Source organism: Nonomuraea sp. NPDC001636 (genome assembly GCF_040298265.1).
Classification (GTDB): domain Bacteria; phylum Actinomycetota; class Actinomycetes; order Streptosporangiales; family Streptosporangiaceae; genus Nonomuraea.
Genome location: NZ_JBEOZT010000001.1, coordinates 629,813 through 643,054, shown reverse-complemented (window position 1 = coordinate 643,054; position 13,242 = coordinate 629,813). Strand labels below are relative to the sequence as shown.

General features: G+C 71.4%; 13 protein-coding genes. 3 read left to right on the top strand and 10 right to left on the bottom strand.

Annotated elements, in window-relative coordinates; genetic code table 11:
- Positions 1–71 precede the first annotated feature (71 nt).
- Positions 72–473 (top strand): hemerythrin domain-containing protein, encoded by a 402-nt coding sequence (locus ABT158_RS02990; protein WP_352350232.1) that lies wholly within the window; start codon positions 72–74, stop codon positions 471–473.
- Here the strand turns inward: ABT158_RS02990 and ABT158_RS02985 are convergent.
- The 7 genes from ABT158_RS02985 to ABT158_RS02955 all read right to left on the bottom strand — a co-directional run bounded on the left by ABT158_RS02985 (position 470) and on the right by ABT158_RS02955 (position 8,803).
- On the bottom strand, positions 470–1,048 hold the full coding sequence (locus ABT158_RS02985; protein ID WP_352321413.1) for a GTP-binding protein: 579 nt from the start codon (positions 1,046–1,048) through the stop codon (positions 470–472). The genes ABT158_RS02990 and ABT158_RS02985 overlap by 4 nt on opposite strands.
- Positions 1,029–1,391 (bottom strand): DUF742 domain-containing protein, encoded by a 363-nt coding sequence (locus ABT158_RS02980; protein ID WP_125631446.1) that lies wholly within the window; start codon positions 1,389–1,391, stop codon positions 1,029–1,031. Before ABT158_RS02980 ends, ABT158_RS02985 begins: the two co-directional genes overlap by 20 nt.
- A 26-nt stretch (positions 1,392–1,417) precedes the next feature.
- Entirely contained in the window at positions 1,418–1,840 is a 423-nt protein-coding gene (locus ABT158_RS02975; RefSeq protein ID WP_185844483.1) for a roadblock/LC7 domain-containing protein, read from the bottom strand.
- A gap of 21 nt (positions 1,841–1,861) precedes the next feature.
- A complete protein-coding gene (locus tag ABT158_RS02970; protein ID WP_352350229.1) occupies positions 1,862–4,705 on the bottom strand; it encodes a sensor histidine kinase in 2,844 nt (947 codons plus the stop codon).
- A 224-nt stretch (positions 4,706–4,929) separates the two neighbouring features.
- Complete coding sequence (locus ABT158_RS02965) at positions 4,930–7,155, bottom strand: [protein-PII] uridylyltransferase (RefSeq protein WP_352350227.1); 2,226 nt, start codon at positions 7,153–7,155, stop codon at positions 4,930–4,932.
- Positions 7,152–7,490, bottom strand: a complete 339-nt coding sequence (locus ABT158_RS02960) for a P-II family nitrogen regulator (RefSeq protein ID WP_352321406.1) — start codon at positions 7,488–7,490, stop codon at positions 7,152–7,154. The genes ABT158_RS02965 and ABT158_RS02960 overlap by 4 nt, the downstream gene beginning before the upstream one ends.
- Positions 7,487–8,803, bottom strand: coding sequence for an ammonium transporter (locus tag ABT158_RS02955; protein ID WP_352350225.1), 1,317 nt, complete (start codon positions 8,801–8,803; stop codon positions 7,487–7,489). The genes ABT158_RS02960 and ABT158_RS02955 overlap by 4 nt, the downstream gene beginning before the upstream one ends.
- Positions 8,804–8,995: 192 nt before the next feature.
- Here ABT158_RS02955 and ABT158_RS02950 point away from each other — a divergent pair, with 192 nt between their 5' ends.
- Positions 8,996–9,916 carry an ABC transporter substrate-binding protein gene (locus ABT158_RS02950; protein ID WP_352350223.1) on the top strand — a complete coding sequence of 307 codons (921 nt, stop codon included), beginning with the start codon at positions 8,996–8,998 and terminating at the stop codon, positions 9,914–9,916.
- Here ABT158_RS02950 and ABT158_RS02945 read toward each other — a convergent pair.
- Together ABT158_RS02945 and ABT158_RS02940 are read right to left on the bottom strand one after the other, a co-directional pair.
- Complete coding sequence (locus ABT158_RS02945; protein ID WP_352350221.1) at positions 9,900–10,664, bottom strand: MOSC domain-containing protein; 765 nt, start codon at positions 10,662–10,664, stop codon at positions 9,900–9,902. The genes ABT158_RS02950 and ABT158_RS02945 overlap by 17 nt on opposite strands.
- Before the next feature lie 10 nt (positions 10,665–10,674).
- Positions 10,675–11,478 carry an alpha/beta fold hydrolase gene (locus ABT158_RS02940; RefSeq protein ID WP_352350219.1) on the bottom strand — a complete coding sequence of 268 codons (804 nt, stop codon included), beginning with the start codon at positions 11,476–11,478 and terminating at the stop codon, positions 10,675–10,677.
- 79 nt (positions 11,479–11,557) lie between these two features.
- Between ABT158_RS02940 and ABT158_RS02935 the strand changes: the two genes are divergently transcribed.
- Complete coding sequence (locus ABT158_RS02935; RefSeq protein ID WP_352350217.1) at positions 11,558–12,124, top strand: TetR/AcrR family transcriptional regulator; 567 nt, start codon at positions 11,558–11,560, stop codon at positions 12,122–12,124.
- A gap of 120 nt (positions 12,125–12,244) precedes the next feature.
- Here ABT158_RS02935 and ABT158_RS02930 read toward each other — a convergent pair whose 3' ends face one another.
- On the bottom strand, positions 12,245–13,186 hold the full coding sequence (locus ABT158_RS02930) for a sigma-70 family RNA polymerase sigma factor (RefSeq protein ID WP_352350215.1): 942 nt from the start codon (positions 13,184–13,186) through the stop codon (positions 12,245–12,247).
- Between the last annotated feature and the right edge of the window lie 56 nt (positions 13,187–13,242).

Below are 13,242 nucleotides of genomic sequence, written 5' to 3'. Positions count from 1 at the left end.
CAATACCTTGCTGTCTAAATTAGCTTTGTTCACATAGCTAATTGGCCGTCGTCTGGGCAAAGGATAGTGACATGGACGAGCGGGTGCGGGCCTTCGGGGACGAGCTGGTCAAGGTGCACGACTGGTTCAGGGGCGAGCTGGCGAAGCTGCGCGCGGGCGGGGCCGTCACCGACGACCTGCGGGCACACTGCCTGACCTTCTGCGACGCGCTGAGCTTCCACCACTCCGGCGAGGACCGGGTGGCGTTCCCCTACCTGGAGGGCACGCGCCCGGAGCTGAAGGAGGCGCTCGACCGGCTGCGCCGCGAGCACGAGGTGATCGCGGCGCTGGTCGAGGAGCTGCGCGCGGCGAGCGACCCGGCGGCGATCGAACGCGTCGCCGCCGAGCTGGAGAGCCACTTCGACGTCGAGGAGCGGGCGCTGGTGCCCGTGCTCAACTCGCTGGACAGCGTCCCGTGGGCGGTCGGCGGCTAGCGGACGGGGGCCGCGCGCAGCCGTACGACGTGCTCGACCAGCGAGATCAGCGTCGTCTTGACCGACTCGCGGTTGCGCGCGTCGGTGCGCACGATCGGCACGTGCGAGCCCAGCGCCAGCGCCTCGCGCACCTCGTCGTCGGTGTGCGGGAACTGCCCGTCCCAGCCGTTGATGCCCACCACGAACGGCAGCTTGGCCTCTTCGAAGTAGTCGATGGCGGGGAAGCTGTCGGCCAGGCGGCGGGTGTCGAGCAGCACGACCGCGCCGATGGCGCCGCGGACCAGGTCGTCCCACATGAACCAGAACCGGTGCTGTCCGGGCGTGCCGAACAGGTACAGGATCAGGTCGCGGTCGAGCGAGAGCCGGCCGAAGTCCATGGCGACGGTCGTGGTCTGCTTGTTCGGCGTCAACCCGAGGTCGTCGATGCCCGCGGACGCGTCGGTCATCACCGCTTCCGTGGTGAGCGGGAGGATCTCGGACACCGCCCCCACGAACGTCGTCTTGCCGACGCCGAACCCACCAGCGACGACGATCTTCGTCGAAGTGAGGCCGGGGCTAGAGCCTGCGAAGTCCACTGAGCACCCTTTCGAGCATGTTGAGGTCTGGCTGTCCCTGGCTGAGGCGTGGCTGGTGCAGGCGGACGAGACCTTCGTCTGACATGTCCGCCACTAGCACTCTCGCCACGCCCAGCGGGACGCGGAGCAGGGCCGAGATCTCGGCGACCGACCGGAACGTCCTGCAGAGCTGCATGATGGCCTCCTGCTCGGGGGTGAGCATGGCCATCTCGTCGTCCGGGATCGACATCGACGAGATCAGCGTCTCCATCGCGAGGTGATACCGCGGCTCGGAACGGCCGCCGGTCACCGCGTAAGGACGGAACAGGGGCTCGTCGTCCCCGGTCCCGTCACTGCCGTACACGGCCCTCTCCCATCAGTTCCATCACATCACCGGGTCCTGGCGGCCTGGAGTTCGGCGCGCAGGGCCGGCGTGAGCGCCTGTCCCGCCCTGTCTACCAGCAGCGTCATCTGGTACGCCACCAGCCCCATGTCACAATCAGGACCCGCCAGCACCGTGAGCACGGAGCCGTCGCTGATCGCCATGACCAGGAGCAGCCCGCGCTGCATCTCGACGACGGTCTGCGACACCGCGCCGCCCTCGAACACCCTGGACGCGCCCACCGTCAGGCTCAGCAGACCGGCGGAGACCGCCGCGAGCTGGTCGGCCCGGTCCGGCGGGAAACCCTCGGAGGCGGCCAGGCACAGGCCGTCCGCCGAGACGACGACGGCGTGCGCGACCCCCGGAGTGTTGCGCACGAAGTCGGTGATCAGCCAGTCGAAGCGGTGCGCCTCATGGCTCAGCGTTGTCACGCATCCTCCCCAGCGGGACGCTTACTCACTCTGTTCCTCCTGTCCACGTACTTCCTGGCGGCCCCGTCGCACACCCTTCTGGAAGCTGGCCATGCGGCTGCGCATCCGGTCGGCTGAGACCGGTGGCGCCGGCGGCGACGACTGCTGAGCCTGCTGCTGAGCGGGCTGGCTGGCCGTGCCGGGGACCAGATTGGCCTTGGGGGTGCGCTTGGGGAGCCCCGCGGCGGTCACGCCGCCGAGGCTGGGCTCGCTGGCTTTGGCCGCCGCACGCCAACCGGCGTCCGCGGCCGTCTGCCACGCTTCCTCCCCAGAGGGTACGGCTTGCGCGGGCCTCGCCTCACCGCCGTTCTCGCCGGACGAGGACGCCTCGGGCGCCGACTCCCCCGGCGGCCTGCGGAACCACGCGGACTCCACCGACGCGAAGATCGGCAGAAACTCCTCCTGCTCCGGCTCCATCGGCGAGACGTCCACCGAGGGCGCCGGATCGGGACGGCGTACGTCGTTCGTCCCGTAGTTCGTCGCGTACGGCGGCGGCGTCGGGAACGTCCCGCCGCTCGCCGGGTACGACGGGAACGAGCCGTTGCCCGACGACAACGACGGGTAGGCCCCGGAGTCGAACGAGGACGGCTGCCGCCGGTAGGAACCGCCGTCGGTGTCGGCCGTGAAGCCGTTGACCGGACGGCCCGGGTCGGAGTTGAACGCCCCAAGCCCGTGCCTGGGCACAGGCGGCGGCGGGTTGTCGAAGGACGGCGGCCCGGAGGGAGCGCTGTCGAAGGTCGCCGGGGGCGCCGAGGGCGCCGGGGACGCCGGGGCCGCCGACGGCCCGGTGCCGAACCTGGCCGGGTCGCCCGGAGCCGGCCTGGCCCCGTTCGCCTCGACCGAGTCGAAGCTGCCGAACGACCGGAACGAGCCGTTCGGCGTGGGCGGCGGCACGGTCCCGCCGCCGAACGCCGGGCGCTGCGGCAGCGGCTGCTGCATGTTGTCGGCGATCAGCGTGGGCGGCAGCAGCACCATGGCGATCAGGCCCTCGCCCTCGCCCTTGCGCAGCTGCACCCGGATGCCGTGGCGCAGCGCCAGGCGGCCGACCACGAACAGGCCCATGCGGCGGGAGACCGACACGTCCACGACCGGCGGCTCGGCCAGGCGGCGGTTGGCCTCGGCCAGCTCCTCCTCGGTCATGCTGATGCCGGAGTCGCTCACCGACAGCAGCGCGCCGCCGCCCTCGATGAGGCTGCTGGAGACCAGGACCTGGGAGTTGCTCGGGGAGAACTGGATCGCGTTCTCGACCAGCTCGGCCACCAGGTGGACGAGGTCGTTGGCGGCGCTGCCCTGCACGGACGTGGCCCGGTGGACCTTGACCTGGACCCGCTCGTAACCCTCGACCTCCGACAGCGCGGCGCGCACGACGTCGACCAGCTTGGCCGGCTGGCTGCGCCGGCGGGTGGCCTCGTGGCCGGCGAGGACCAGCAGGTTCTCGGAGTTGCGGCGCATGCGGGTGGCCAGGTGGTCGAGCTTGAACAGGTCGGCCAGGCGGCCGCCGTCCTGCTCGCCCTTCTCCAGGCCGTCGATCAGCGAGATCTGCCGCTCGACCAGCGTCTGGGTGCGGCGGGAGAGGTTGACGAACATCGAGCTGATGTTGCTGCGGAGCTCGGCCTCCTCGCCGGCCAGGCGCACGGCCTGGCGGTGGACCTGGTCGAAGGCCCGCGCGACCTCGCCGATCTCGTCCTGGCCCTCGACCTCGATCGGGCGCACCTCGGTGCTGGCCTCGCCCGAGACGCGCAGCTGGCGGACCACGTCGGGGAGCCGGAAACCGGCGATCTCCAGGGCCTCCGTGCGCAGCCGGCGCAGCGGGCCGACCATCGAACGGGCGATGGCCACGGTCAGCAGCAGCACGACCAGCAGCAGCGCAAGGATCAGCACACCGGCGATGATGGCGTTGCGGATCTCGGCCTCGCGCAGCTCCTGGCTGCGCAGGTTCACCTTGTCGGCGAGGTCCTTCTCGATCTCGTGCAGGACGCCGATCGCGACCTTGTTGTCGTTGAACCACTGCTCGCGGGCGTTGGACCGGGAGGAGATCAGGTTGTCGGCGATGCGCACGCCCGGGGCCCGGCCGCTGGCCAGGGTGACCGCGCGGGCCTTGGTGAGCTGGACGTTGACGTACTCGTTCTTGCCGGTCAGCAGCTTGGACAGCTGCAGGCCGATCTCGACGCCGGCCTCGGCGCCCACGGTGGCGATGTCGCTCTGCTCGCGGGCGTTGGAGGCGATGAACCGCTCGACCTCCTTGGCGTCGACGCGCTCGACGTTGTAGGAGTTCTTCAGCAGCTGCCCGCGCTGGCGGGACATCTCCTCCTTGGCCTGCGCGAGCGCGCTCAGGGCGCGGAAGTGGCCGATGATCTGGGAGTCGTCCGACAGCAGCGCGAGCTCGTCGTGCAGCTTGAGCAGGGTGTCGGTCAGGAAGTCGTACCGGATGGTGTCGGCCTGGCCCTCGGCGCGGATCTTGGCCAGCCGGTTGAGGTCGTACTTGGCCTGGCCGGCGGCCTTGACGACGCGTTCGCCGTAGGACTCGTCCATGGTGTCGAGGTCCGCGCGGACGCTGGTGACCAGCTTGTCCACCGCGGCCTTGTACTCGGCGAGTTCGCCGGCCTTCGACTTGCGCAACTTGGGGTAGGCGCCGATCCAGCCCCCCGTGTCACGCTCCAGGCCGAGTGCCTGCACCAGGTCGCGGATCCGGCCGGCCTGCTCGGCCGCGGCGGCCGTGCGGTCGTAGTCGCCGATGCTCTGGACCGAGCCGACCACACGTGCTCCCCCGAGCACGACGCCGGCGATGGTGGGCACGAGGATGAGCGCCGTCAGACGCCATCTCACGCGCCAGTTCCGCAGGCCGAGGCGAGGCAGCGACCGCTTCCCGCGGTCCCGCCTCGCGGCATGGCCGCTGTCGGAGTTCCCCGTGATCACTGCTTTCGCTACCCCTCAATCGTCCCGTTCAACGACGGGTGTTCAAGCCGTCCACAAGGTATCCGCAGCATCCGACTTAACAGGCATTTCGGACACAATCGTTACATATGTGACCGACAGTTGTTCACTGTTGGTTATCGCAGTGCGGCCAGCACCTGATCGCGGACTTGAGCTCGCTGCGCGCTGTCGCTGAGGGGGCGACCGGCGCGGTCCACGACATAGAAGACGTCCACCGCCTCCGCGCCGAGAGTCTCCACGCGGGCGGCTCTCACGTCAAGACCGCACTCCCCGAACGCCCGTCCGATGCGCCACAGGAGCCCCGGCCTGTCATGGGCCCTGACTTCGACCACGGTGGCCGTCGCGGAGGCGTCGTCGACCAGTGTCACCCGAGGTGGAGCCACAGGTACCCGCGGCGCCCGCACGGACCTGGTCCGGCGGGCCAGCCGCTGCTCGATGTCAAGACGGCCGGCAAGGACGAGACGGAGGTCGGCCTCCAGGGTGGCGGGGTCGGGCGGCGAGCCGTACTCGGGCACGACGGCGAAGTCGATCACCGCCGTGCCGCCCGCCGAGGCGGCCGACGCCGAGCGCACGACCATCCGGTGGGCGGCCAGCACCCCGGCGGCGCTCCACAACAGCCCGGCCCGGTCGGGCGCGACGACGGTGACCGCCCCGCCGTTGACGCGCACCGCGCCGCCCCCGTGCCGGGCCAGCGCCGCCTGCTCGGGCGGGATCGACGGCGCCTTGGGCGGCGGCGCGCCCGACAACACGGACCTGACCCGGCGGACGAGATCGGCGACCAGCCCGGCCTTCCAGGCGTTCCAGGCGGCCGGCCCGGTCGCGTTGCCGTCGGCGACGGCCAGCGCCGCCAGCAGGTCGAGCACCTCGCGGGAGCCGACCGTGGCGGCGACCTTCTCGATCGTGACCGGGTCGTCGAGGTCCCTGCGGGTGGCGGTCTCGGGCAGCAGCAGGTGGTGGCGTACGACGGTGGCCAGCGTCTCGACGTCGCGGGCGGGCAGCCCCATGCGCCGGGCGATGTCGCGGACCACGACCTCGCCCGTCGCCGAGTGGTCGCCCGGCCAGCCCTTGCCGATGTCGTGCAGGAGCGCGCCGATCAGCAGCAGGTCGGGACGGGAGACCTCGCGGGCGTGGCCGGCGGCGTTCGCGGCGGCCTCGATCAGGTGCCGGTCGACGGTGAAGCGGTGGATGGGGTTGCGCTGCGGACGGTGCCGTACGCGCTCCCAGTCAGGAAGCAGCTTGACAAGCACGCCCGCCTGGTCGAGCTCCTCCCACACCGGCACGGCGGCCCGTCCGGCGCCGAGGATCGAAACCAGCGCGTCGCGCGCCTCCTCCGGCCACGGCACCGGCATCGGAGCCGACTGAGCAGCCAGGACGGACACCGTGGCGGGCGCCAGCGGCAGCCCCGAGCCGGCCGCCGCGGCGGCGGCCCGCAGCACCAGGACGGGGTCCTTGCGCGGGTCGGCGCCCCTGGCCAGCACCACCTCGCCGCCGTGCTCGACCACGCCGTCGGCCAGCGGGCGGCGCCCGCGCGGGACCGGTCCTGACAGCAGCCTGTCAACCGTGCGCCAGGTGGCGTCGAAGGCGTGGGAGACGGTCCGGCCCGCCTCGGCGAGCCGGCGCATGAGGGCCTCGGCGTCCAGCAGGCCGAGCAGCCCGGCCACCGCGTCCTGCTCCTGGAGCACCAGCCGGTCGGCGCCGCGCGCGGTGACGACGTGCAGCGCGTGCCGGACGTCGAGGATGAACTCGTGGGCCTCGCGGGCCCGCGGGCCCGGGGCCGAGGCGACCCACGCCGCCGCCACGGCCTGCATCGCCTGGACGTCGCGCAGCCCGCCGCGGCCGTCCTTGAGATCGGGTTCGAGGAGGAAGGCCAGCTCGCCGCTGACCTGGGCCCGCCGGTCGGCCGACGCGCGCAGCTCGCCCAGCCTGCGCCGCGAGTCGGCCCGCCACTCGGCCAGCACCGCCTCCCTGGCCCTCCTGGTCAGCTCGGGGTCGCCGGCGACGTGCCTGGCCTGGATGAGGCCGAGCACGGCCTTGAGGTCCTGCCTGGCCACGGCCACGGCCTCCGCCACGGTCCGCACGGAGTGGTCGAGGCCGACGCTGGAGTCCCAGATCGGGTACCAGATGCGGTCCGCGATCCGCGCCACGTCGGCCCGCCCGTCGTGCAGCAGGACCAGGTCCAGGTCGCTGCCGGGGGCCGGCTCGCCGCGGCCGAGGCTGCCGACGGCGACCAGGGAGACCTGGTCGCCGTCGCTCGCCGTCCTGAAGAGGTCCTTGAGCCAGCGGTCGGTGTCCGCGGTCCGCTCCTTGCGGGCCGCGGCGTACGAGCGCGCCTCTCCTCTCACAGGGCCTCCGGCCCTCGCTCTCCGGTGCGTACGCGCACGGCCGTGTCGACGGGCACGGACCAGACCTTGCCGTCACCGATCTTGCCGGTGTGCGCCGCCTTGACGATGACGTCGATGACGTCCTCGGCGTCGTCCTCCTCGGTCAGCACCTCCAGGCGCACCTTCGGCACCAGGTCCACCTGGTACTCGGCGCCGCGGTAGACCTCGGTGTGGCCGCGCTGGCGGCCGTAGCCGCTGGCCTCGCTGACCGTCATGCCCTTGATGCCGAACTGCTCCAGCGCCGCCTTGACGTCGTCGAGCTTGAACGGCTTGATGATCGCGGTGATGAGCCTCATGCCTCCACCTTCTTGGGAGCCGGTGCCGGGGTGAGGGGACCGTTCGGGGTGGTCACGCCGGAGGCGTAGACCGTGCCGAGGTCGTACCCGGTCTCGGCGTGCGTGGTGACGTCGATGCCGGTGAGCTCGTCCTCGGCGGAGATGCGGAAGCCCATCATCCTGTCGATGAGCTTGCCGATGATCCAGGTGGCGACGAACGAGTAGCCGCCGATCGCGACCGGGCCGAGCACCTGCAGCCCGAGCTGGCCGAGGCCGCCACCGTAGAACAGGCCCTTGCTCTGCTGGTCGAGGAAGGGATAGGCGGCCAGGAAGCCGAGCGAGACGGCGCCGATGACGCCGCCGACCAGGTGCACGCCGACCACGTCGAGCGAGTCGTCGAAGCCCAGCCGGTACTTCAGGCCCACGGCGTAGGCGCAGACGGCCCCGGCGACCAGGCCGATGACCATCGCGGCCCACGGGTCCACGAAGCCGCAGGCCGGCGTGATGGCGACCAGGCCGGCGACCGCGCCGGAGGCGACGCCGAGGCTGGTGGCGTGGCCGTCGCGCAGCTTCTCCACGACGAGCCAGGCCCCCGCGGCGACCGCCGTGGCGATCTGGGTGTTCATGAACGCCAGCCCGGCGGTGCCGTCCACGGCCAGCTCCGAGCCGGCATTGAAGCCGAACCAGCCGAACCACAGCAGGCCGGCGCCGAGCAGGACCAGCGTGAGGTTGTGCGGCCGCATGGGCTCCTTGCGCCAGCCCTGGCGCTTGCCGATCACGAGGGCCAGGGCCAGCGCCGCGGCGCCGGCGTTGATGTGGACGACGGTTCCGCCGGCGAAGTCCTCGATGCCCATGGTGTTGAGCCAGCCGGTGCCCCACACCCAGTGGGCGACCGGGAAGTAGACCACGGTGGCCCAGATGACGCTGAACAGGATCCACGCGCCGAACTTCGCCCGGTCCGCGATCGCGCCGCTGATCAGGGCGACGGTGATGATGGCGAACGTCAGCTGGAAGGCCGAGAAGACCAGGCTCGGCATGCCGGTGCCGTCGTCCTTGGTGGCCGTCTCCACCAGGCTCTGCAGGCCCAGGGCGTCGAAGCCGCCGACGACGTTGTTCAGCAGCGAGCTGCCGTTGTCGGTGAAGGCGAGCGAGTGCCCGAACAGCACCCAGGCCACGGTGACCGTGATGATGGCGCCGAAGGACATCATCATCATGTTCAGGACGCTCTTGGCCCTGGTCATGCCCCCGTAGAAGAACGCGAGACCCGGAGTCATCAGCAACACCAGCGCGGTGGCCGCGAGCATCCAGGCTGTGGTGCCGCTATCGATCTTCACGACGCGACCCTCCTTACGTGTGACGTGTTGCCACAGCGTGTTCGGCCGGGGTTTCGTGGCTCGACCTGCGATGTTTCGCGCCGGTGAATCTCGTCGGCACGGTGTTTCGGGTACGTTTCGGCCCCTTCACACGCGCCGATCCGGTCATGAGATACTTAGGATTGCCTAACCTAATAGATCAAGGAATCCCTCATGCGTCTCCGGCTTCTGGCCCTGCTCCCCGTCCTCGCCCTGGCCGCCTGCGGCACCTCGACCGGCACGGAGGACGCCGGCCCCACCCGGACCGTCAAGCACGCCATGGGCGAGACCAAGGTGCCGATGACCCCCAAGCGGGTCGTCGTGCTCGACACCGACAAGCTGGACACGATGGTCTCCCTGGGGATGGCCCCCATCGGCGCGGCCCAGGCGGGCGAGAACCAGACCTGGCCGGAGTACCTCGGCTCGGCGCTGTCGGCCACCAAGCCGGTCGGCACGCTCCAGCAGCCCAACATCGAGGCGATCATGGCGCTCAAGCCGGACCTCATCCTCGGCTCGAAGTTCCGCCAGGCCGCCTTCTACGACAAGCTCAGCAAGATCGCGCCGACCGTGTTCACCGAGAAGGTGGGCGTCACCTGGAAGGAGAACTTCCTGCTGGACGCCGAGGCCCTGGGCAAGAAGGAGCAGGCGTCCGGCCTGCTGTCGGCCTACGAGCAGCGGGCCAAGGCGCTGGGCGGGAAGTTCGGCAAGCTGTCGGTGAGCATCGTGCGCTTCATGCCCACCGAGATCCGCATGTACGGCCCCGAGTCGTTCAGCGGCATCGTGGTCGGCGACGCCGGCGTCCAGCGGCCCGAGGCCCAGCGCCTAGCCGACCAGGACGACAAGCGCTTCGGCAAGCTGAGCCAGGAGAACATCGCCAAGGCCGACGGCGACGCCGTCTTCTACAGCGCCTACGGCGAGGCCGCCGCCAAGTCGCAGGCCACGGTGACCGGCGGCCCGCTGTGGAAGAACCTGGCCGCGGTGCAGGCCGGCCACGCCCACGACGTGGACGACGAGATCTGGATGACCGGCATCGGCGTCACCGCCGCAGGCAAGATCCTCGACGACCTGGAGAAGTACCTCAGCCCGCTGGCCTGACCCGGTCACCCCGGGCGATCCGGCCGGGGCGCAGCACCCGCGCGTAGACGCCCGCGCACGCCTGGAGCCCGGCCTCCAGCACCTGGACCCGGTTGTGCCGGGCCACCACGCGCAGCGCCTCGGTGTCGCGGCCGAGCGCGCCGTGGGCGAGCGTCGGCACCGCGCAGCGCGGGCTGGCCACGATGACCTGGAGCACGACCTCGTCCCCGACGTGCAGCTCGCGCCCCACCCAGTCGTTCTCCACGAAGCCCGCCGCCTCCGTCCTGATGATCAGGTTGGGCCGGTAGCGGAGGGCTTCGACGTGCCCCCGCGGGCTGAGCTCGCCGATGCGGCCGATCGTCGAGGTGGAGATCAGGTGCAGGGGCGCGAAGTCGAAGAAGGTGCCCGCCGGCGAGGCCCCGCCGAGCGTGCCTGCCGTGTACGGCACCTCCGCCTCGATGCCCTCGGCCAGCACCCGCTCGGGCACCGACCGCTCCAGCTCGGCCCCCTCCGGGGGCACGTCGATCAGCCGGACCTCGCGGCCGAGCAGCTTCGACAGCTCCTCGTCGCCCGGCGCGCGGGCGCCTTCGACGGTCAGCAGGTCGCGCCAGAGCCGCGGGTTCTTGGCGCTGGCGATCTTCCCCGTGGCGACGTCGAGCACCGCCCGGACCCGGTCGCCGGCCAGGCCGCGCTCGGTCACCTCGCTCTCGGCGACCTCCTCACCCAGCATCGACTTCACCGGATAGCGGCGCAACGTCTCGACATGCATGATCGCGAGCCTAGGCCCGGCCCCAGAAGCGGCGCAGGTGGGGGACCAGCTCGGCGGCCCGCTCGTCGGGGAAGAACAGCCGCCCGCCCTCGATCTCGACGACCTCCCGCACGCCGGGGATCGTGTCGCGCAGCCAGCGGGCCCAGCTCACGTCGAAGAACACGTCGCCGGTGCCCCACACGACCAGCGTCGGCACGGTGAGCACGGTGAGCTGCGGCTCGATGGCGACCATGTCCGCGGCGTCGATCGAGGCCAGCAGGCGTTCGAAGGCGCGTCCGCCGTCCGGCTTGGCCAGGATCGGGCGCAGGTAGGCGTCCACCAGCTCGGCGGGGTCGTCGATGTGCTCGTAACCGGCGCCCAGGGCGGTTCCGGCCAGCAGCTCGGGGTGGTCCAGCACGGCGGCCACCAGCCCGGCCAGCTCGCCTCTGGCGGCCAGCTCCACGGTGTCCTTGAACGCCTCCGGCGGGGTGTTGGTGTGCACGTCGCAGTTGGTGAGGGTGAGCGAGCGCAGACGTCGGGGGTGGCGCACCGCGAAGATCTGGGCGACGGCGCCGCCGGTATCGTTGGCCACGAGGTCCACCTCGTCCAGGCCGAGCCCGGCGCACAGCTCCTCCACGGCCTCGGCCAGCGCGGGGATGGACAGGTCCGCGCGCGGCTCGCTGCCGCCGTGCGCGGGCAGGTCCAGGGCCACGCAGCGGCGCTCGTCGCGCAGCTCGGCGATGACGTTGCGCCACAGGTACGAGCTGGTGCCCACACCGTGCACGAACAGGGTCACCGGGCCCTGGCCCACGTCCACGTAGTTGATGCCGTCCATGCCGGCTCCCTCTCGATTACAGACCGACTGTCGGTCTAGGAAATTACCGACCGTTGGTCGGTTTGTCTAGAGTGAGGGCATGAACCTCAAGGCGGAGCGCGGCGCGGCCACCCGCGAGAAGGTCCTGGCCATCGCCACGCGGCTGTTCGCCGAGCGGGGCTACGACGACACGTCGATCGAGACCGTGCTCCAGGAGTCGGGGCTGAGCCGCGGGGCCCTCTACCACCACTACGCGGGCAAGGACGCGCTGTTCGAGGCGGTGCTGGAGGCCACGGAGTCGGCCATCGGCGTCAAGATCGCCAAGGCGGTGCGCGGCATCGCCGACCCGGCGGCGGCGCTCCTGGCGGGCGCGCTGGCCTGGGTCAGGCTGGCGGGCGATCCGGTGATCCGGCGCATCGTGCTCATCGACGCGCCCGCGGTGCTGGGCTGGGAGAGCTGGCGGGCCATGGAGGAGCGGTACTCGTTCGGCATGCTGAAGGCGGCCCTGCAGGCGACCGGCGCGGTCCCCGACGACTTCGTCGACCTGCACGCCCACATGCTGCTGGCGGCCGTCAACGAGAGCGCCCTGCTGGTCGCCAGGGGCGGCGACACGGCGACGGCGGAGGCCGCCGTGGCGGAGTTCCTGCGCCGCGTGCTCAAGCCGTAGCAGGCGCTCGGAGCCCGGAGACGGCCCCGGAGACGGCCCCGGAAACGGCCCCGGAAACGGCCCCGGAAACGGCGCTGCCGCCCGGAAGCCGGGCGGCAGGGCCGAAAACGTGCAGAAAGGTCAGGCGGCGGCGTTGGCCATGCGGCGCAGCCGGGCCAGGGCGTCGCGCTCGATGCGGCGGGCGCGGTCGCGGCCGATGCCGTAGCGCTCCCCCACCTCGGTCAGCGTGTGCTCGCGCCCGTCGACCAGCCCGTAGCGCCAGCGCAGCATTTCGCTGGTGTCGCCCTCCAGGCCGGTGAGCCACTGGTCGAGCCGCTCGCGCTCAAGGATGTCGATGGCCTGCTGCTCGGGATCGGCCCACGTCTCGTCGGCGATCATGTCACCGAGCTCGGTCTCGTCCTCGTCACCCACGCCGAGCTGCAACGACACCGGGTCGGACGCCCAGCGGCGCAGCTCGCGCACCCGCTCGATCGGCAGGTCGAGGATCTCGGCGAGGTCGCCGTCGGTCGGCTCGGCGTCGAACTCGGCCAGCATGTCGCGGCGCACCCGCATCAGCCGGGTCATCTGCTCGCCGGCGTGCGTCGGCAGCCGGACCGGACGGGCCTGCTCGTGGATGGCCCGTCCGACCGACTGCCTGATCCACCAGGTCGCGTAGGTGGAGAACTTGTACCCCCGGCGGTAGTCGAACTTCTCGACCGCTCGAACCAGGCCCAGGTTCCCCTCCTGGACCAGGTCGATGAGCGGCATCCCCCGGCCCGAGTACTTCCGGGCCACCGCCACCACGAGGCGCAGGTTGGCCTGGATGAACTCGTCCTTCGCGCGCTGGCCGGAGACGGCCAGGCGCTCCAGCTCCTCGTCCGCCGCGTCCCCGATCCGCGGCTCGGAGCCTCCGCTGTCAAGAAGCTGCTCGGCGAACAGGCCCGCCTCGATGCGTTTGGCGAGCTCCACCTCTTCCTCCGCCGTGAGCAGCGGGACCCGGCCGATCTCGGCCAGATACGTCCCCAGCAGGTCGCGGTCAGCGACGTGCTGCTCCTGCGTGCGACTCCCCGTAGGCCTTGCCATCCCCTGGCACCTCGTTCCGCAGCTGCGTCCTATATCCGGCCAACGTCCGGCCGGAA

Excerpts from the sequence above, each read along its gene's own strand:
- ABT158_RS02990 (WP_352350232.1), top strand. The coding sequence starts at position 72 with ATGGACGAGCGGGTGCGGGCCTTCGGGGACGAGCTGGTCAAGGTGCAC.
- ABT158_RS02960 (WP_352321406.1), bottom strand. The coding sequence starts at position 7,490 with ATGAGGCTCATCACCGCGATCATCAAGCCGTTCAAGCTCGACGACGTC.
- ABT158_RS02950 (WP_352350223.1), top strand. The coding sequence starts at position 8,996 with ATGCGTCTCCGGCTTCTGGCCCTGCTCCCCGTCCTCGCCCTGGCCGCC.
- ABT158_RS02945 (WP_352350221.1), bottom strand. The coding sequence starts at position 10,664 with ATGCATGTCGAGACGTTGCGCCGCTATCCGGTGAAGTCGATGCTGGGT.
- ABT158_RS02940 (WP_352350219.1), bottom strand. The coding sequence starts at position 11,478 with ATGGACGGCATCAACTACGTGGACGTGGGCCAGGGCCCGGTGACCCTG.
- ABT158_RS02935 (WP_352350217.1), top strand. The coding sequence starts at position 11,558 with ATGAACCTCAAGGCGGAGCGCGGCGCGGCCACCCGCGAGAAGGTCCTG.
- ABT158_RS02930 (WP_352350215.1), bottom strand. The coding sequence starts at position 13,186 with ATGGCAAGGCCTACGGGGAGTCGCACGCAGGAGCAGCACGTCGCTGAC.